The sequence below is a fragment of the Roseobacter cerffii genome (assembly GCF_054226325.1).
The window spans coordinates 1239753-1257277 of sequence record NZ_CM135757.1 but is presented as its reverse complement, the minus strand read 5'-3'; the positions used below and the strand labels follow the sequence as shown (position 1 = coordinate 1257277).

The following is a 17525-nucleotide window of genomic DNA, read 5'->3' as shown; positions in this document are numbered from 1 at the left end:
CCTCCGCTGATGAAATCCCGTGGCAGCCGGTTGAGCGCCGGATGGCGTTGCATCAACCCTGATCTCGACCGCTTGCTCATCAGCCCTTCACAGCCCCCGCTGTGAGGCCCGAGACGATCTGGCGCTGGAACACCATGACCAGCAGGAAGAGCGGTGCGGTGATCGAGACGGCGGCGGCCACAGCCTCGACCTGGTCGGTGGTGGTGGTTTCGCGGTTGAAGTAGCCCGCGATTGCCGGAACCATCGTCTGGTTCTGCGCATCGAGCAGCAGCGAGGTCACCAGGAAGTCGTTGTATCCCAGAAGGAAGCTGAAGAGCCCGGTGGTGATCACACCCGGCCACATCACCGGCATGATCACGCGGCGGAAGGCCTGGAAGTGGCTGCAGCCATCGACGCGGGCGGCCTCGTCCAGTTCGGCGGGGATGTTCTGGAAGAAACTGCGCAGCATCCAGATGGTGAAGGGCTGGTTGATCGAGACCAGCACAGCGATCACCGCCCAGGGCTGGCCATAGAGCGTGGGCGCGCCTTCGCCGAAGATCGGGCGCAGGATTTCGGAGGAGTTGATGAAGACCGGCAGGTAGCCCGCGACCAGCACCGAATGCGGCAGAGCGCGGAAGATCAGCGCGAGGATCAGCAGCCAGAAGGCCAGGTTGGAGCCGGAGCGGGCGAGCCCATAGCCTGCGAGCGTGCCCACGGTGAGCGAGATGGTCACCACGCCCGCGGTCACCAGCATGGAGTTGAGGAAGTTGCGGTAGAATTCGTTCTCTGCCCAGACCGCCACGTAGTGGTCGGTGGTGAGGCCAATGACGGGGGTCCCAAGCGGGCCGAGGAGGCTGTTGAGCGGGCCGAGGATCAGCGGCAAGAGCCCGAAGAAGATCAGGATGAAGACAATGGCGTAGACCAGCGCGCCAACCAGCCAGCCCAGCACAATGAGACCCCGGGGGCAGTATTGCTGGACCAGCCCGGGCAGTTTGGTGAAGGCCCAGCGAATGGCGAAAAAGAGCACGACGAGGCCGATGAGAATGTCGATCACCGAGAGGCCGTCGCCGCTTGCGCGCGTGGCCGGGCCAAGGATCACGTCCCACGGGCTGTCGGCGAAGGCGTCCACGGGGGATTTGAAGCTCATCACCGCGATCCAGAAGATCGGAAAGGCGGCGAGCAGGCACCAGAAGGCGAGGAAGGCGCCGGAGGAGAAGCGCAGCGCGGCAGACTGCTGCATGGCCTTGGGGGTGGACATCAGTGCGCGCTCCCTTTGTGGTCGCGCCAGGTGCGGCGCAGCGGCAGGATCAGCAGGAGGACGATCCCGATCATGGTCAGCATGGCGGAGGCCGAGGCCCGGCTCATCGCGCGGTTGCCTGCGTCATCCGGTGTCATGAAGTCATAGGTCAGCCATTGCAGCGAGATCACATGCGCCTGGCTGCGGAAGCCGACGATGGCCTCGAATTCGCGATAGGTGTCCATCAGGTGGATCAGCGCAATGAAGACGATGAGCGGCATCAGGTGCGGAATGATCACGTGGCGCAGACGCTCCCAGCGGCTGGCACCATCGATCACCGCAGACTCAAGCGTGTCCATGTTCACGGTCTGCAGCCCCGCATAAAAGATGACGAAGGCGAAGGGCGCAGAGCTCCAGATCTTGTAGATGTACATCAGCAGCTCAATGGTCCAGGCCTGCGCGAACATCGAGATGTTCTGGCCGGACCAGCGTTCAAGCAGCGCGGTCAGGATACCGTCGCCAACAAAGAGCCAATAGATTGAGAGCGCACCGATCACCGGTGTGATGATGAACGGCAGCAGAGAGACAAAGATGATGGGCCCCCGGATCGATCGGGTGGCGTTGTTCACGGTGATCGCGATCGCCAGACCCACACCAAGAACCAAGGGCAAGGTCAGCAGCGTGTATGTCAGCGTGAAGCGCAAGGCGCGCCAGAAGTCGATTTGCATCATGTCGTTCCAGCTGCCGTTGCCGACGGCGCTCCAGAACTTGTTCATCTGTAAGACGTTCTTGTAGCTCTGCAAACCGACCCATTGGGTTTCGGTGATGGTCTTGCCGTTCTCATCGAGCACCGGGACGGTCTTGACCTCGGTCGTGCAGGTCTGGGTCAGGAACCCGGGCGTGCAGGTCTCGACCTCGACCTGTTCGAGGATCGGCTGGGTGACCTGAAAACTCTGGATGAAAACACTGACAAGCGGGGCCGCGATGAAGAGCAGCATCATGAAGACCGAAGGGCCGACGAAGGCAGCGAATGTCTTGAACTTCATGATCGTCTCCTCGCGACACGTCAGTTTGCAAAGTTGCCGGGAAGAGTTTGCAAAACACACATCCGATGCGTTTGGCACACTCCTGGGCCGGGGAAGGCTGGCCGGGCAAACCCGACCAGCTTTAGCTTACTTGAGGACGCCCGCTTCCTTGGCGGAGGTCGTGTAGGCCTCTTCGATGGCCGCCAGCGTTGCCGACGCATCCCGCTCGCCGGTCAGGAAAGCGGGCAGCTCATTGCCAAGCGCGGTGTGCAAGAGACCCATCTGAGTTGTGGACGGATAGGCCGGCGGCGCCGGGTTGGCCGTCGCCGTTGCAATGGCACCCTCGGCAATCTCGGTCGGCTGATAGCCATCGACCAGCCAGATCGCCGCGTCATTGGCCCCCTGGACCGTCTCTGCATCGAGACCTTCCATGGCCAGACGGAAGGCGGCATCGGCCTCTTCATCCGAGATGTTCTTGGCGATCACGATGCCGTCCCACCACAGGGTGGTCGCCGGTGCGCCGTCGGCCACGGCCTTGGGCGCGGCGGCCATGGCGACCTTGCCCACAACCTGGCTCTCGGCCTCGTCATTCATCGCGCCCGCGCGGCTCGCCCACAGGTTCGCCATGGCGATCTTGCCCTGCTGGAACTGCTGTTGGACATAGGTGGAATCGCTGACCAGAACTTCCGGGTCGGTGAATTCCAGCGCTGCTTTCATCGTCTCCAATGACGCCAGACCCGCATCGGAATTCACCGCTGTGGTGTTGTCATCATTGAAGAATTTCCCGCCGTGGCCGGGGTACATGTTCACGAATTCCTGCGCGAGGTTCCAGCCGGACTTCATGGTGGCACCCAAGGGATACTCCATGACACCGGCCTCCTTGATCTTGGCGGCGGCGGCATAGACCTCGTCCCAGGTGCTGGGCGTCTCGATGCCAAGATCGGCGAGAACGTCGGAGCGGTACATCAAGTGCTGGGTGTTGACCATCATCGCGATGGCCATGATCTGACCGTTGATGCGGATGAGCTGGTTGGGCTTGAGGTTCGCGCCGTATTTCTCGACCAGATCATCCAGCGGGCGGATGGTCCCCGCGTTCAGCAGCGGCGTGATGGTGCCGTTGGCCACACCACCGATGTGATAGAGCGAGGGGTTGGCCTCGAAGGCGGCGGGCTGTTTGGTGCGGAACTCCTGGTCGAGCTCGGCCTGGAAGTTGCCGCATTCGGCCATCGCATCGGTCACGGCTTTCCAGGCTTCAAAACCCGCGCTGAGCGATTTGATCGGCACCTCATTTTCGTAGGAACAGGCCAGCGCCGCGCTCCCCAGCAGCGAGACGGCGCCCGCCAGTGCGATTTTCTTCAGAAACATTTGCAAACTCCCTTTTGCAGTTTTGCAGAGTGCATCTTGCAAGGCTGCACTCGTGATTGGCCCCGAACCCGAGGCAGTGTCAGGTCAGGCGATCGCAGCGCTCTCTTCACCGTTGATGGCAATGCGCTGGCCTGTACCGGTATCGAACAGATGGCAGATGCCCACCGGCACGGCGAAGGAGACCATATCGCCGATCTCGGCCCGGAATTCCTTGTGCGCCTTCACCGAGACCAGCTGGCCGCCGGCGCGCACCGTGAGCATCGTCGCATCGCCCAGAAGCTCGATGGTGTAGATCGGGGCGGTGATCTGGCCGCTGGCGCCATCGGCCAGCGTGGCATCTTCAGCACGGAACCCCAGCGTCACCGGGCCATCGGGACCCGCCAGCCCCGAGATCGAAACATTGTCGCCCGAGAAAGTACCGCCAAGCATCTCGCCGTCCATGAGGTTCATCGCCGGGCTGCCAATGAAGCTGGCCACGAACGTGTTGGCGGGGTGATCATAGATGTCGGTGGGCGTGCCCACCTGCTGGACCTTGCCCTGTTTCATCACCACGACACGGTCGGCCAGGGTCATCGCTTCGATTTGGTCGTGGGTCACATAGACGGTCGTGACCTTCAACTCGTGGCTGAGGTTCTTGATCTGTGCCCGCGTCGAGACGCGCAGCTTGGCATCAAGGTTCGAGAGCGGTTCATCCATGAGGAAGACGTTGGGCTCGCGCACGATGGCACGGGCAAGCGCCACACGCTGGCGCTGACCACCCGATAGCTCCGCCGGTTTGCGGTGCAGGAAGTCGTCGAGCTCGACCATCGCCGAGGCGCGGCGCACGCGCGCGTCGTGTTCGCTCTCCGGCACCTTGCGCACCTTCAGCGGGAAGCGGATGTTTTCGTAGACGTTCATGTTCGGGTAGAGGCCGTAGGATTGGAACACCATGGCCACGTCGCGGTCTTTCGGGTCGAGATCGTTGACCACACGCCCGTCAATGACGATTTCGCCGTCGGTGGCGTCCTCGAGGCCCGCAATCATGCGCATCGTCGTGGTCTTGCCGCAGCCCGAGGGGCCCAGCAGCACGAGAAATTCCTGATCGGCGATCGTGAGGTCGAAGTTGTCGACACCGACGAAGCTGCCCCACCGCTTGTTGATGTTCCGAAGTTGAATCTCGGCCATAAATCCCCCGCTGTCGCAGCCCTGCGTTTTGCAGGTTGAATTCACGCTAGACATTACACGCGACGCTTGGCAAGGATTTTTTGCACACGTGTGCAAAACCGAATTCGGACCCTCAGGATGCCAACCGATGCCCGATCTCCAGCACAAGATTCACGATTTGTTAAACACTGTCCTCACGGGCGATGACGCGGCCCTGCGACAGGTCTGCGCGCAGGTTCTGCACCCGACCTGTGTCTTTGAAATGTCGCATCCTTTGGGTGATCTGGCCGGGATCGAGGCGATTGTGCAGGGGTTTTACGACCCGCTGCGCAGAGCGCTCCGCCATGTCTATCGGCGAGACGAAATATTCATCACCGGGATGAACCGGCGCGCCGAGGGCGGCCAGTGGATTGCCGCGGTCACCCATTATGTCGGCACCTTCGATGCTGCATTTTTCGGCATAAAACCATCGGGGCGGCTGGCGTTTTTGCGCGCCGGAGAGTTCTACCAGGTGCAGGACGGGCGCATAACCCAGGCGCGAATCATCCTCGATTTGCCGGATCTGATGCGGCAGGCGGGGCGCGACCCCTTTGGCGGTCAGCTGGGGCTCGAGGGGCTGTTTCCGGGGCCTGCGACCCATGACGGGGTGCTGCCGCAGGTTGGCGATGGCGGTGCGAGCCTGGATCTGGTCGAGGCGATGCTCAGTGATCTGCATATCTACGACCCGGAGACGGGCGCATCGAAGGGGCAGACCGGCGCAGATGGGTATTGGGCGGAGGATATGATGTGGTACGGGCCCTGCGGGATCGGGTCGAATTATCGCTGGGAGGGGTTCGTGAAGGATCACCGCGCGCCGTTTCTGAGCGCCTTTCCGGACCGCAAGGGCGGCAATCATTATTGCCGGATCGGCGATGGAAACTACGCTGCCGTATCGGGTTGGCCGTCGATGACGATGACCCATCGGGCCCCCTATCTGGGCGTTCCGCCCACGCGGCGCGACCTGACGCTGCGGGTGATGGATTTCTATCGCTGCGCGGGCGGCAAGATCGCCGAGAACTGGGTGCTGCTCGACTACATGCACCTGATGGATCAGATGGGCGTCGACCTGATCGCGCGGTCGAATGCGTTAGAGTAGCGCCTTGACGGCGGCGATGATCCCGTCGCGTGACGGCAGCGTGGCCGCATAGGCGGGGCCCGTGGCGATGAAACTGTCCTCGGCCGTATAGCGTGTGGCGGTACGGCCATGCTCGGCCATAAGCGCCATGAGCGCCTCGGCCTGCCCGCCGGTGCGGCGGCATTCGTCGACGATCAGCACATGGGTGCAGGGGGCGACAGCCTCGAGCACCGCAGCCTCGGGCAGCGGCGCCAGCCAGCGCAGGTCGATGACCCGTGTGGCGATCCCGTCCTGGGCCAGAAGCTGCTGCGCCTGACGCGAGAGGTAGTGCCCGTTGCCATAGGTCACGATGGCCACATCCCCATCGCCGTGGACCCCGACCTCGCCGAGCGCGGTGCGCCGGTCAGGCTCGGGGTAGCGCGTCATCCAGCCGCCATCGGCTGCGTCGTGCAGATCACGCATGGGGTAGAGGGCGATGGGTTCGACAAAGACGCACACCCGCTGCTCTTCACGCGCAAGGCGATGACATTCGCGCAGCATGCACGCGGCCTCGGCCCCGGTGGAGGGGCAGGCAATCACGATGCCGGGGATATCGCGCAGCACGGCGAGCGAGTTGTCATTGTGGAAATGCCCGCCGAACCCCTTCTGATAACCCAGCCCCGCAATGCGCAACACCATCGGGTTGGCCCATTGGCCGCGGCTGAAGAACGGCAGCGTCGCCGCCTCGCCGCGCAGCTGGTCTTCGGCATTGTGCAGATAGGCGAGGAACTGGATCTCGGGCATCGGAATGAAGCCGTTGTGCGCGGTGCCGATGGCGAGGCCAAGGATCGATTGCTCATCAAGCAGCGTGTCGATCACCCGGTCCGGGCCGAACCGCGCCTGCAGCTTCTGCGTGACACCGTAGACGCCGCCCTTGCGCCCCACATCTTCGCCCATGATCAGCGTCTCGGGGTGCGCGAGCATCAGGTCGTGCAGCGCCCAGTTGAGGATGCGCGACATGGGCTGTGGGCTGTCCATCTGTGCCGCATCGCTGCCGAAAGCGTTGGCACGCGCCTCCGGATCCGGGCCATTGGTGGGTGCGCAGGCCCGTATCGGCGGGATGAGGCTCGACATGACGTCGGGCGCGGTTTTCAGATGCGGGCGCTCTGCGACCTTCACCGCTTCGGCGGCGACATCCTGCAGTGTGCGCTCGTAGATCTCGGCCAGTTCGGGCGCCTCGGCCACACCGGCCTCGACCAGCAGGCGCGCGGAGTGCAGCAGGGGGTCGTTCGCCTCCTCCGCCTCAACCTGCGCGCGCGGCAGATAGCTGGTCGCCACATCCGCCCCCGCATGGCCATAGAGGCGCACCATGGAGAGGTGCAGGATCGCGGGTTTGCGCTGGTGACGCACGTACTTCGCCGCCTCCGAAGCCACGGCGAATGTCTCGAAGAGATCGAGCCCATTGGCCTCGAAATACCGCAGCCCGGGCCGGTGTTGCAGCGAGGCCTTGATCCAGCCCGTGGGAGTCTTAGTGGAGATGCCGATGCCATTGTCTTCGCAAACCATCAGCAGCGGCAGCGGCGCGCCCTGCACCGAGGTCCACCCCGCCGCGTTGATCGTGCCCTGGGCGGTGGAATGGTTCACGGAGGCATCGCCAAAGCTGACCATCGCAATCCCATCGGCGGGCAGCACGCGGTGCTCGGGCGCACGGCGACGGGCGAGCCCGAGGCTGTAGGCGGCCCCCAGCGCTTTCGGCAGGTGGCTTGCGATGGTCGAGGTCTGCGGCGGGATCATCAGCGACCTGCTGCCCAGCACCTTGTGGCGCCCGCCGCTGGTCGGGTCCTCGGAGGAACAGGCAAAGCTCAGGAGCATGTCGCGCATCATGCCGGGCTGGCCCGCCTGATCGGCGCGCGCCAGCTGGAAGGCGGCATCGCGGTAATGCAAAAAGGCGATGTCATCGACCCGCAGCGCATGGGCCACGGCGGCCATGCCTTCGTGCCCGGAGGAACCGATGGTGTAGAACCCCTGCCCCGCCTTCTGCATCGCGCGGCTCTGGATATCGAGCGCGCGAGAGGTCACCTGTGCGCGGTAGAGCTGTCGCGCCTCGGCGGGTTCAAGCGACCCCAGCGGTGGTTTGCCGGTTGGAAAATCTCTCGCCGCCAATCGCCTCAGGAAATTGTCATGCACGATTTGGACGCGGTCCATCCTGCCTCACTCTTTCAGCACGCCGCCCCCGTCATTGTTCGTCAAACACGCTCGGGGGAGCCCGCAGGGCGGAGGCAGACAACCCCCTGACCCACTCAGAAAAACGCCTGCAACCCGGTCTGCGCGCGGCCCAGGATCAGCGCATGCACGTCATGGGTGCCCTCATAGGTGTTCACCGTCTCGAGGTTCATCATGTGCCGGATCACCTGGAACTCGCCGGAAATCCCGTTGCCGCCGTGCATGTCGCGGGCGTGGCGCGCGATCTCCAACGCCTTGCCGCAGTTGTTGCGCTTGACGATGGAAATCATCTCGGGCGCGGCCTGTGCTGTGTCCATCAGCCGGCCAACCTGCAGCGAGGCTTGCAGGCCAAGGGCGATTTCCGTTTGCATATCAGCGAGCTTCTTCTGGAAGAGCTGCGTCGCAGCAAGCGGCTTGCCGAATTGCTTGCGGTCGAGCCCGTATTGCCGGGCGGCGTGCCAGCAGAATTCGGCCGCCCCCATGGTGCCCCAGCTGATGCCGTAGCGGGCGCGGTTCAGACAGCCGAAGGGGCCTTTCAAGCCCCGCACATTCGGCAGCAGCGCGTCTTCGCTGACCTCGACACCATCCATGACAATTTCGCCGGTGATCGAGGCGCGCAGGCTCAACTTGTTGCCGACCTTGGGCGCGGAGAGACCGGGCATGCCTTTTTCGAGGATGAACCCGCGGATCTTCCCGTCATGCGCCTCGGACTTCGCCCAGACCACGAAGACATCGGCGATGGGCGCGTTGGAAATCCACATCTTCGAGCCGGTGAGCTTATAGCCCGTCGCCGTTTTCTCGGCCCGCGTCTTCATGCCCGCGGGGTCCGAGCCCGCGTCGGGCTCGGTCAGGCCAAAACAGCCGATCCAATCCCCGGCGCAGAGTTTGGGCAGGTATTTTTGCCGCTGTGCCTCCGAGCCATAGGCATAGATCGGGTAGATCACGAGGCTGGATTGCACCGACATCATCGAGCGATAGCCGCTGTCCACACGCTCGATTTCGCGGGCAACAAGGCCGTAAGAGACATAAGAGCCGCCCAGACCGCCGTATTCTTCCGGGCAGGTCACGCCCATGAGCCCCATCTCGCCCATCTCGCGGAAAATCTCGGGCGCGCAGGTCTCTTTCTCGAAGGCCTCGATGATGCGCGGCTGCAGCTTTTCCTGAGCGTAGGACTGGGCGCTGTCGCGGATCATGCGCTCGTCTTCGGCCAGTTGATCGTTCAGGCGAAAGGGATCGGACCAGTCAAAAGCCCCCAGGTCGGGCGCGTCCTTGGTTTTCAGAATCGGGCTTTCAACGTTCATTGTCTCTCCTCCTGATCTCGCGTGCGTTCGGGCGGCATTATTGCAAATGCACGGGCAAAAGACTAACGATGCTTTGTCCTGCTATTCATGAGAAAAACTCATATGTCGCTGCCGCGCCGCTACCTGCCGTCGATCACCGCTCTGCTGGCCTTCGAGGCGGTCGCGCGGCTTGGCAGCGCGACGCTGGCGGCAGCCGAGCTGTCGCTGACCCAAAGCGCCGTAAGCCGTCAGTTGAAGGCGCTGGAGGCGCAGTTGGGTGTGGCGCTGCTGGCCCGGGAGGGTCGCGGGCTGGTGCTGACCCCAAAGGGGCAGGATTATGTGCGCGAGGTGCGTGGCACCCTGCAGCGCTTGGCCCAGGCGGGTGTCTCGGTGCAGACGGAGGCCGAGGGAGGGCCACTGAACCTCGCCATTCTGCCCGCCTTTGGCATGCATTGGCTGGCCCCGCGCCTGCGGGAGTTCGCGCGGCAGCACCCGGAGGTGACGGTGAACCTCTCGACCCGGCTCGCCCCCTTTGAGTTCCGCCGCTCGACCTTCGACGCCGCGATTCACTTCGGGCGTGAGGACTGGCCGGGCGTGCGCTACCTGCCGCTGCTGCCGGAGACGGTCGTGCCGGTCTGCGCACCCAGTCTGATTGCGGAGCCGCTGCGCGATGCGCGGGATATCCTCAGGTTCGACCTTCTGCACCTGGACACGCGGCCCCGGGGCTGGGCGCGCTGGCTGCGCGCCTTGGGGCATGAGACCGAACCGCCGCCCGGCATGATGTTCGACCAGTTCGCGACCATGGCGCAAGCGGCGATTCACGGGCTCGGCATCGCGCTGTTGCCGACCTTTTTCGCCGAGCCGTATCTCGCCAGCGGGCAGCTTGTGCTCGCTTCCGAGCAGACCTCGCAGAGCATCGGCAGCTACTTCCTGGTCTGGCCCGAGGATCGCGCCGAGCCGCCCGCGCTGAGTGCCTTCCGCAGCTGGCTTACAGGGCACAGCCTAACCCCTTAGGCCACAAGGAAAAACCGCGCGCACAGCTACACCTTTAACGAGAAAATAGTTTGAATTCAGTGTATTGTGCGAGGATTAGAAACACTCTGTACGCAGCCCGAATGCCGCTCTGGCGACACTGGCGCGGCCCTTTTCAGCCCCAATTCAAATTTAGTTCAAAAGCATCTGCCGATTGGGTGGGATCGGTTCGAGGAAGTGTTGTTGTGTTGCTCAAATCTGTGTCACGAGTTGCCTTGTTGATCCTTGGACTGATCCCATTCACGGCAGATGATCTGGCCGCCGAGGAGCATGTGATCATCATCCTGCAATCGGCGTATTTTCCCGATCGGGTGGACATTGCCAGCGGCGATATCGTGCGCTTTGTGAATGCCAGCGGGCGGCCCCATGGAGTGAGCAGTTCCGAAGCGCTCTGGACCAGCGCGCCCATTGCCGCGGGCGGCGAGATGGCCCTGCAGATCGACGCCGACATGGTCGGGCGCTTTCACGGCTGGACCACCGGGCTCATCCAGGGCCGCCTCGATCTGCGGCGCGTGCCCGTGGGTTTGCGCACCCCATAAAAAAGCGCGCGAGTCGCACCCGCGCGCTTGTTGCTCACACCATCGCCTTACTTCGCGGTGATGCGCCCGTCGGTGTAGGGCGTGTAGGGCCCGTTGGCTGCGAGGAATTCCGCCGTCACATCCGCGAGGTCGGGGCCGAAGTCATATGCGTTCTGCGCATCCTTGAACATCGCATAGCCGTCCCCGCCATTGCGGACATAATTGTTGGAGACCACCGAATAGACCTTGTCTGGATCAATCGGTGCACCGCCCACCATCACATCGCTGACCCGGCTGCCCGCGGGCTGGCTGACGTCGAAGGCATAGCTCATGCCCGCCACCTGCGGGAAGCGCCCGGCGCCATCCTCGATCTGGCTCACACCGTTTTCCAGCGCCTCGATCATCGCCGCGCCGCTCACCTGGAAGGTGCTGAGCGTGTTCTGGAACGGCAGCACCGTGAGCACCTCGCCCATGGTGACCTTGCCCGCATCAATGCTGGCACGGATACCGCCCCCGTTCTGGATCGCGATCTCGACGCCCTGGTCCTTCACCCGGTCGAGCATCGCATCGGCAATGAGATTGCCCATCGCGCATTCCCCGGCGCGGCACTCCTCGCGCGCGCCGATGATCTCGCTCGCGGTTTCGGCCACGACCTTCTGTTTCAGCTCTTCAATGGGCGCGCCCATCTCGGCGATCCGGGCGGTGAACCCCTCATCTGGGGTCACCGAGGCATCGAGCAGCATCGGATCCCCCGAGGCCGCGGTCACCACACCCGCATCATCGAAGGTAACCGTCAGATGGCCAAGATATTTGGTGTAGGCATAGGCCTGGGCCACCGGTGTGCCCTCGACCATTTCCGGATAGGCGGGCGTGCCGTCGTCATCATTGCTCATCAGCGTGTGGCTGTGCCCGCCGATCACCACGTCGATCCCCGGCACATTGGCCGCGATGTCGAGATCCTTGTTCAGACCCACGTGGTTGAGCGCGATGATCATCGCAACACCCTCGGCCTCAAGTGTCGCCACATCCGCCTTCAGCGCCTCGATCTCGTCCTGGAACACGACACCCTCACCGGGGCTCGAGGTTTCCACCGTATCGGTCGCCAGTGCCGAGACGATGCCGATCTTCTGGCCGCCGACCTCCAGCACCACGTGGTTCTCGACCTTGCCGTCGAGCAGCGCTTCGCCGCTGAGGTCAAGGTTCCCCGAAACCACCGGGAAGCTCACCTTTTCGATGAAATCGGCGAGCCCCTGTGGCCCATCGTCGAACTCGTGGTTGCCCACGGCCATCACGTCATAGGCGATGGCCTCCATGAACTCGGCCTCGGCCGCGCCCTTGTAGGTCGAATAGAAGAGCGAGCCCTGGAACGGGTCGCCCGCGTCGAGCACGAGCAGGTTCTGGCCTTCGAGCTCGGCGCGCTTCTGGTCGATGGCGGTTTTCACGCGGGCCACACCGCCAAAGCAGCTGCCCTCCGCCTCGCCCTCGGCATTGCAGGTCGAGTCGTACTTGTTGATCGACTCGATGCGGCTGTGCATGTCGTTGGTGTGCAGGATGTGCAGCGTATACTCCGCGGACGCCATCCCGGCGCTCAGCGCAAGGACCGCGGTGGCGGTGAGGAATCGGTTCATGGTGTCTCCCCTTTGAGATTTGTAACAGTATCGTGACGCGCGCGATTGGGACTGTCAAAGGCTGGTTGGGCCCGGGCGGGCCTGCCGATGCGTCAACGCGCGCCGGTGCTGAAAAGCGCGACAGCGGGCCAGGCAGGTGGGGTGGGCTTTCAGGCCACCCCGGCTTGACGTCACGCGCCAGGGCAGGCACACCCGCCCCATGTTGATTTTCAAGATTTTCCGGGCCGAGGAATGGGCCGCCCTGCGCGCTGCGGGCGAAACCACCGGCGCGCCCATCGACGTGGCCGACGGCTATGTGCATTTCTCCACCGCCGCGCAAGCGGCAGCGACGGCGGCCAAGCATTTTGCTGGTGAAGACGACCTCATGCTGCTTGCGGTCGAGGCCGACGCGCTTGGCCATGATCTGAAATGGGAGGTCTCGCGCGGGGACCAGCTCTTTCCGCACCTCTACCGGGTTCTGCGGATGGACGATGTGGTCTGGGCCCAGCCCTTGCCGCTGCAAGAGGGTGTGCACCAGTTTCCGCCCGGATTGGACGAGGCCAGCGCGTGAGCCGACCGCTGGAGCGGCTGGGGCTTTCCGTCCTGCGTCGGATGGATCCGGAAGCAGCCCATGGCCTCGCCCTGAAAGCCCTGCGCAGCGGGCTTGCGCCCACGCCGGGGCCCGTCACCTCCGACCGCCTCAAGACCACTCTTGCAGGGCTGGCCTTGCCCAACCCGGTGGGTCTGGCCGCAGGCTTTGACAAGAACGCCGAGGCCATCGCGCCGCTTGGCCGCGCAGGCTTTGGATTTCTGGAAGTGGGTGCTGCCACACCGCGCGCCCAGCCCGGCAACCCCAAGCCCCGGCTCTTCCGGCTCGCCGAAGATGCCGCCGCGATCAACCGCTTTGGCTTCAACAACGACGGCATGGAGGTGATCGGCGCCCGGCTGGAGGCCGCGCCGGCCCCCGTGCCGGTGGGTCTGAACCTTGGCGCCAACAAGACCAGCGCGGATCGCGCTGCAGACTTTGCAAAGGTCATGGCGCATCTTTGCAAAGTGGTCGATTTCGCCACGGTGAACGTCTCCTCCCCCAACACCGAGAAGCTGCGCGAGTTGCAGGGGTCGGCGGCCCTCGCGGCGCTGCTGGACGGGGTGATGCAGGTGCGCGGCGACACGCCCGTGTTCCTGAAGATTGCCCCCGATCTGACCGACGCCGAGATTGCCGATATCGCCGCCGTCGCGCGCAACGCCGGTGTCGCTGCCATCATCGCCACCAACACCACCCTGTCGCGCGACGGGCTGAGAAGCCGCCATGCGCAGGAAGCGGGCGGGCTGTCGGGCCAGCCGCTCTTTGAGCGGTCCACGCGCGTGCTCGCACAGCTGTCCGCACAGACCGACATCCCGCTGATCGGCGTCGGTGGCGTCAGCTCCGCCGCGCAGGCCTATGCCAAGATCAGGGCAGGTGCTTCGGCAGTGCAGCTCTATACCGCGCTGGTCTACGGCGGGCTGTCATTGGTCAGGGAGATTGCCCGGGGTCTCGACGATCTGCTCACGCGCGACGGGTTTTCCAATGTCGCCGAGGCGGTGGGCACAGGCCGGGCGGACTGGCTCTAGGCCCCTTCAGCCGCCGCCTCGAGCGCGGGATAGCGCAGGCCCAGCGTCACCCCGCGCGCGACGAAGGAGATCAGCAGCGCGAGCCACAGCCCGTGGTTGCCGAAGCTCGGCAGCAGCAGCGCAATCGACAACCAGTAGACCACAAAGCTCAGCGCCATCATGTTGCGCATGTCCTTGCTGCGGGTGGCGCCGATGAAGATGCCATCGAACATCCAGGCGGCACAGCCGATCAGCGGCGCCACGATCATGTAAGGCAGGAAGTCGCGCGCGGTCTGCTGCACCTCGGCGTTCTTGGCCATCAGATCGATGATCCAGCCGCCCGAGAATGCAAAAGCCGCCGCCGTCGTCACACAGACCACGAGGCCCCAGAGCGAGGTCAGAAGGGCCGCGCGCCGCACATGGGCCCGGTTGCGCTGGCCAAAGGCGCGCGCGATCAGCGTCTCGGCGGCGAAGGCGAAACCGTCCATCGCGTAAGCCGTGACATACATGAACTGGATCAGCACCTCATTGGCCGCCAGCGTCACATCGCCAAAGCGCGCGCCGATGAAGACGAATGACGAAAAGATGATCATCAGCATCGCCGATCGCAGCAGGATGTCGGTGTTCAGGAGCGCCATGCGGATGAGTTTGGCGCGGTCGAAGATGCGCGGCCAATCGCGCCAGTCGGGCCTGGCAAAGGCCGCGCGGCAGAACCACAGCCCGAGTGCCGCCCCGGTCAGCTCGGCAATCGCCGTGGCGATGGCAACCCCCTGCACACCCCAGTCGAAGACCAGCACGAAGAGCAGGTCCAGCACGATGTTGACACCGTTCATGACCAGCTGCACCCAGAAGACGCCCGCGGTGCGCTCCATCGCAACCAGCCAGCCGGTCAGCGCAAAGATCGCGATGGCCGCGGGGGCCGTCCAGATGCGGATGGTGAGGTAGGACCAGGCAAGGCTGGTGACCTCGTCACTGGCGCCCGCCAGGGCCAGCCCGGCCCAGATGATCAGCGGTTGCAGCAGGATCAGGGCCATACCGCCGACCAGCCCCACCAGAAGCGCGCGCGTCAGCCAGGCCGAGACTTCGGCGCTGTCCCCTGCCCCTTCGGCCTGGCCCACAAGGCCCACGGTGCCCATGCGCAGAAAGCCGAAGATCCAGTAGATGGTCGACAGGATGATCGCGCCAAGGGCCACCGCACCGATGGGTGCCGCCTCGCCCATCTGGCCCACGACTCCCACATCGACCGCCCCCAGGATCGGCACGGTCGCGTTTGACAGCACGATGGGCAGGGCAATCTTCAGAACACGGGCGTGGGTGACCCCGACGGGCGTGACCTGGGTGATCTCACTCACGCCGTTGCGGCATCAGGAAGTGCCCGGTGGCCTGCGCAAAGAGGCGGTTGCGGTTGTCCTGCCAGGCCTCCACATGCACGGAGGCGTAGCGCCGGCCCGAGCGGTTGATCCGTGCCCGGGCATAGGCGTCGCGCGGCAGGCCGGAGCGCAGGTAGTCCGTTGATATATCGATTGTTTTCGGCAAGCGCGGCAAGCCGCCCGCTTCCAGCGTGGCGGTGTCGATGGCACCCGATTCCACGTCTTCCCAGAGGTATGTCCAGCTCAGGGTGATGATCGCGGTGACCTCGAGGAACGCCGCGGTGACCCCGCCGTGGATCGCCGGCAGCATCGGGTTGCCGATGAGCTTCTGATCAAAGGGCAGAACACCGGTGAGCTCGTCGCCTTTGCGCTCGAACTGCATGCCGAGATACTGGATATAGGGCACGCCTTCGACCAGCGCGCGCAGGGTCGCGTCGCGGCGTTGCTTGATGACCTGGACCGGCTCCGGCTTTCGGCGCGGCGCCTTCATCGGGTGCCCTCCACGGTGAAGGCGCCCGTGGCCGCAGCGACCGGGTTGTCGGTATCCTCATCCGTCGCGGTGGCGCGCACGAAGGCCACGGTGCGGGTCACATGATAGCAGGTGGCCTTGGCCGTGATCGCCTGCCCGGGCGTGGCCGCGCGCATGTAGTCGATGCGCAGATCGATGGTCGCGGTGCCACCGGGGTTGCCCGGATGGCTCATCACCGCCGCCCCGCAGCAGGTGTCCATCAGCGCCGACACGGCCCCGCCGTGAATCACGCCCGTCTCGGGATCGCCGACCAGCTTTTCATCGTATGGCATCTCGATCATCGCTTCGCCCTCACCCATTTCGGTGAGGCGCATGCCCAGCGCCTTGCTGTGCGGAATGGCTTCGATAAACTGCCGGGCGATATCGGTTTTTGTGGCCATGGGGGCGTCTCCATCGGGCGCAGCCCGGACTTCACTGCCCCTTTATCAACGCATCGCACCGGCGAGAGCAAGACCTGCGGTTGCGCTTGGGGAATGTGCGGCCTAGCTTGGGTCTCAGGGAGAGACTTCGTATGGCAGACCAGCGCCTGACGTTCAAAGAGATGTGCACCGAATTCGACGTAACACCGCGTACGCTCAGGTATTATGAGTACATCGAATTGCTGCAGCCTGACCGGGAAGGCCGGGCGCGATTCTACGGCCCCCGCGAACGCGCGCGCATGAAGCTGATCCTGCGCGGGCGCAAGTTCGGCTTCCAGCTGGAAGACATCCGGCAATGGTTGCTGATCTACGAGAACGAGGGCACCTCGGCGCAGATGGAAGCCTGGGTGGATCTGGCAGATGGGCAGCTCAAGGAACTGGCCGAACAGCGCCGCCAGCTCGACGAGGCCATGCAGGAGCTGCAGGACCTGCGCGATTCTGTGGCCGGAGAGATCGGCAAGAGCTGAAACCCGGCATCCAAACCGCTTGCACGGGCGGATTCTCGCACATCGGGCGCGCGACGCCCCACGCGTCAGCAATGTGACGCCACGTGCTTCTGGGCTTCCGCAATGGCAGGTGCCAAAGTGACGTGACGTTCGGGTTACGTAAACGTTACCTCGTGTTGTAGCTGGACCCCCAGTTCATATTTGTGCCGCGTTCCGATGTGAGAAGAGTGAAGACGATGACCGACGAAATCATGACCATCCGCGAGATGTGTGACGCCTTCGATGTCACGCCGCGCACCTTACGCTTTTACGAGTCGAAAGAGCTGTTGTTCCCGATCCGCGAAGGGCAGAAGCGCCTTTTCACGCGCCGTGACCGGGCCCGGCTCAAGCTGATCCTGCGCGGCAAGAAGTTCGGCTTCAGCCTCGAGGAAATCCGCCAGCTGCTCGACCTTTACGACATGGGCGACCAGCAGCAGACCCAGCTGGAGCGCACCTATGAGGTTGCGCGCGACCGGCTCGCCGATCTGGTCAGCCAGCGCGACGCGCTCAACGAGGCGATTGCCGAGCTGACCGAACAACTAAAATGGGGGGAAGAGATGCTGACCTCCTTGCGCGCACCCCGCAGCGCCGCCGAATAGATTACGCCATCACGCTTTCAGGGAGAGAGAC

At 64.1% G+C, this 17525-nt stretch carries 17 protein-coding genes; 7 read left to right on the top strand and 10 right to left on the bottom strand.

All coding sequences use genetic code 11. The features are described 5' to 3' along the window. Positions 1-79: 79 nt before the first annotated feature. The 4 genes from ACVC7O_RS06135 to ACVC7O_RS06120 all read right to left on the bottom strand — a co-directional run bounded on the left by ACVC7O_RS06135 (position 80) and on the right by ACVC7O_RS06120 (position 4770). Positions 80-1237 (bottom strand): carbohydrate ABC transporter permease, encoded by a 1158-nt coding sequence (locus tag ACVC7O_RS06135; protein ID WP_458325204.1) that lies wholly within the window; start codon positions 1235-1237, stop codon positions 80-82. Then, a complete protein-coding gene (locus ACVC7O_RS06130) occupies positions 1237-2262 on the bottom strand; it encodes a carbohydrate ABC transporter permease (protein ID WP_458325203.1) in 1026 nt (341 codons plus the stop codon). Before ACVC7O_RS06130 ends, ACVC7O_RS06135 begins: the two co-directional genes overlap by 1 nt. Positions 2263-2388: 126 nt before the next feature. Further along, positions 2389-3606 (bottom strand): ABC transporter substrate-binding protein, encoded by a 1218-nt coding sequence (locus tag ACVC7O_RS06125; RefSeq protein ID WP_458325202.1) that lies wholly within the window; start codon positions 3604-3606, stop codon positions 2389-2391. An 84-nt stretch (positions 3607-3690) separates the two neighbouring features. After that, on the bottom strand, positions 3691-4770 hold the full coding sequence (locus ACVC7O_RS06120) for an ABC transporter ATP-binding protein (protein ID WP_458325201.1): 1080 nt from the start codon (positions 4768-4770) through the stop codon (positions 3691-3693). Positions 4771-4927: 157 nt separating this feature from the next. On the opposite strand from ACVC7O_RS06120, the gene ACVC7O_RS06115 reads away from it, so the two are divergent. Further along, positions 4928-5884 carry an ester cyclase gene (locus ACVC7O_RS06115; RefSeq protein WP_458325200.1) on the top strand — a complete coding sequence of 319 codons (957 nt, stop codon included), beginning with the start codon at positions 4928-4930 and terminating at the stop codon, positions 5882-5884. Here ACVC7O_RS06115 and ACVC7O_RS06110 read toward each other — a convergent pair. Together ACVC7O_RS06110 and ACVC7O_RS06105 are read right to left on the bottom strand one after the other, a co-directional pair. Further along, positions 5876-8047 carry a thiamine pyrophosphate-dependent enzyme gene (locus ACVC7O_RS06110; RefSeq protein WP_458325199.1) on the bottom strand — a complete coding sequence of 724 codons (2172 nt, stop codon included), beginning with the start codon at positions 8045-8047 and terminating at the stop codon, positions 5876-5878. The two genes, ACVC7O_RS06115 and ACVC7O_RS06110, sit on opposite strands and share 9 nt — an antisense overlap. Positions 8048-8142: 95 nt before the next feature. Beyond that, positions 8143-9366, bottom strand: a complete 1224-nt coding sequence (locus tag ACVC7O_RS06105; protein ID WP_458325198.1) for an acyl-CoA dehydrogenase — start codon at positions 9364-9366, stop codon at positions 8143-8145. A gap of 102 nt (positions 9367-9468) precedes the next feature. Here ACVC7O_RS06105 and ACVC7O_RS06100 point away from each other — a divergent pair, with 102 nt between their 5' ends. Together ACVC7O_RS06100 and ACVC7O_RS06095 are read left to right on the top strand one after the other, a co-directional pair. After that, positions 9469-10359: a LysR substrate-binding domain-containing protein gene (locus ACVC7O_RS06100; protein ID WP_458325197.1), complete on the top strand. Its 891-nt coding sequence runs from the start codon at positions 9469-9471 to the stop codon at positions 10357-10359. 233 nt (positions 10360-10592) lie between these two features. Further along, positions 10593-10916 carry a cupredoxin domain-containing protein gene (locus tag ACVC7O_RS06095; RefSeq protein ID WP_458325196.1) on the top strand — a complete coding sequence of 108 codons (324 nt, stop codon included), beginning with the start codon at positions 10593-10595 and terminating at the stop codon, positions 10914-10916. Between the two features lie 47 nt (positions 10917-10963). On the opposite strand, the gene ACVC7O_RS06090 is transcribed toward ACVC7O_RS06095, so the two are convergent. Further along, entirely contained in the window at positions 10964-12523 is a 1560-nt protein-coding gene (locus tag ACVC7O_RS06090; RefSeq protein WP_458325195.1) for a bifunctional metallophosphatase/5'-nucleotidase, read from the bottom strand. A 199-nt stretch (positions 12524-12722) separates the two neighbouring features. On the opposite strand from ACVC7O_RS06090, the gene ACVC7O_RS06085 reads away from it, so the two are divergent. Then, a complete protein-coding gene (locus tag ACVC7O_RS06085) occupies positions 12723-13073 on the top strand; it encodes a DUF952 domain-containing protein (RefSeq protein ID WP_458325194.1) in 351 nt (116 codons plus the stop codon). Between the two features lie 41 nt (positions 13074-13114). After that, positions 13115-14113, top strand: a complete 999-nt coding sequence (locus tag ACVC7O_RS06080; RefSeq protein ID WP_458326044.1) for a quinone-dependent dihydroorotate dehydrogenase — start codon at positions 13115-13117, stop codon at positions 14111-14113. Here the strand turns inward: ACVC7O_RS06080 and ACVC7O_RS06075 are convergent. The 3 genes from ACVC7O_RS06075 to ACVC7O_RS06065 are packed head-to-tail and all read right to left on the bottom strand — an operon-like array spanning position 14110 to position 16371. Continuing rightward, positions 14110-15444, bottom strand: coding sequence for an MATE family efflux transporter (locus ACVC7O_RS06075; protein WP_458325193.1), 1335 nt, complete (start codon positions 15442-15444; stop codon positions 14110-14112). The genes ACVC7O_RS06080 and ACVC7O_RS06075 overlap by 4 nt on opposite strands. Beyond that, positions 15437-15952 carry a PaaI family thioesterase gene (locus tag ACVC7O_RS06070; protein WP_458325192.1) on the bottom strand — a complete coding sequence of 172 codons (516 nt, stop codon included), beginning with the start codon at positions 15950-15952 and terminating at the stop codon, positions 15437-15439. Before ACVC7O_RS06070 ends, ACVC7O_RS06075 begins: the two co-directional genes overlap by 8 nt. Beyond that, positions 15949-16371: a PaaI family thioesterase gene (locus ACVC7O_RS06065; RefSeq protein WP_458325191.1), complete on the bottom strand. Its 423-nt coding sequence runs from the start codon at positions 16369-16371 to the stop codon at positions 15949-15951. The genes ACVC7O_RS06070 and ACVC7O_RS06065 overlap by 4 nt, the downstream gene beginning before the upstream one ends. 131 nt (positions 16372-16502) lie before the next feature. Between ACVC7O_RS06065 and ACVC7O_RS06060 the strand changes: the two genes are divergently transcribed. Together ACVC7O_RS06060 and ACVC7O_RS06055 are read left to right on the top strand one after the other, a co-directional pair. Further along, complete coding sequence (locus tag ACVC7O_RS06060; protein ID WP_458325190.1) at positions 16503-16877, top strand: MerR family transcriptional regulator; 375 nt, start codon at positions 16503-16505, stop codon at positions 16875-16877. Positions 16878-17092: 215 nt separating this feature from the next. Next, positions 17093-17494 carry a MerR family transcriptional regulator gene (locus ACVC7O_RS06055; RefSeq protein WP_458325189.1) on the top strand — a complete coding sequence of 134 codons (402 nt, stop codon included), beginning with the start codon at positions 17093-17095 and terminating at the stop codon, positions 17492-17494. Positions 17495-17525 lie beyond the last annotated feature (31 nt).

Excerpts from the sequence above, each read along its gene's own strand:
- ACVC7O_RS06120 (WP_458325201.1), bottom strand. The coding sequence starts at position 4,770 with ATGGCCGAGATTCAACTTCGGAACATCAACAAGCGGTGGGGCAGCTTC.
- ACVC7O_RS06065 (WP_458325191.1), bottom strand. The coding sequence starts at position 16,371 with ATGGCCACAAAAACCGATATCGCCCGGCAGTTTATCGAAGCCATTCCG.
- ACVC7O_RS06070 (WP_458325192.1), bottom strand. The coding sequence starts at position 15,952 with ATGAAGGCGCCGCGCCGAAAGCCGGAGCCGGTCCAGGTCATCAAGCAA.
- ACVC7O_RS06110 (WP_458325199.1), bottom strand. The coding sequence starts at position 8,047 with ATGGACCGCGTCCAAATCGTGCATGACAATTTCCTGAGGCGATTGGCG.
- ACVC7O_RS06080 (WP_458326044.1), top strand. The coding sequence starts at position 13,115 with ATGGATCCGGAAGCAGCCCATGGCCTCGCCCTGAAAGCCCTGCGCAGC.
- ACVC7O_RS06100 (WP_458325197.1), top strand. The coding sequence starts at position 9,469 with ATGTCGCTGCCGCGCCGCTACCTGCCGTCGATCACCGCTCTGCTGGCC.
- ACVC7O_RS06105 (WP_458325198.1), bottom strand. The coding sequence starts at position 9,366 with ATGAACGTTGAAAGCCCGATTCTGAAAACCAAGGACGCGCCCGACCTG.
- ACVC7O_RS06125 (WP_458325202.1), bottom strand. The coding sequence starts at position 3,606 with ATGTTTCTGAAGAAAATCGCACTGGCGGGCGCCGTCTCGCTGCTGGGG.
- ACVC7O_RS06135 (WP_458325204.1), bottom strand. The coding sequence starts at position 1,237 with ATGTCCACCCCCAAGGCCATGCAGCAGTCTGCCGCGCTGCGCTTCTCC.
- ACVC7O_RS06085 (WP_458325194.1), top strand. The coding sequence starts at position 12,723 with ATGTTGATTTTCAAGATTTTCCGGGCCGAGGAATGGGCCGCCCTGCGC.
- ACVC7O_RS06130 (WP_458325203.1), bottom strand. The coding sequence starts at position 2,262 with ATGAAGTTCAAGACATTCGCTGCCTTCGTCGGCCCTTCGGTCTTCATG.
- ACVC7O_RS06090 (WP_458325195.1), bottom strand. The coding sequence starts at position 12,523 with ATGAACCGATTCCTCACCGCCACCGCGGTCCTTGCGCTGAGCGCCGGG.
- ACVC7O_RS06055 (WP_458325189.1), top strand. The coding sequence starts at position 17,093 with ATGACCGACGAAATCATGACCATCCGCGAGATGTGTGACGCCTTCGAT.
- ACVC7O_RS06060 (WP_458325190.1), top strand. The coding sequence starts at position 16,503 with ATGGCAGACCAGCGCCTGACGTTCAAAGAGATGTGCACCGAATTCGAC.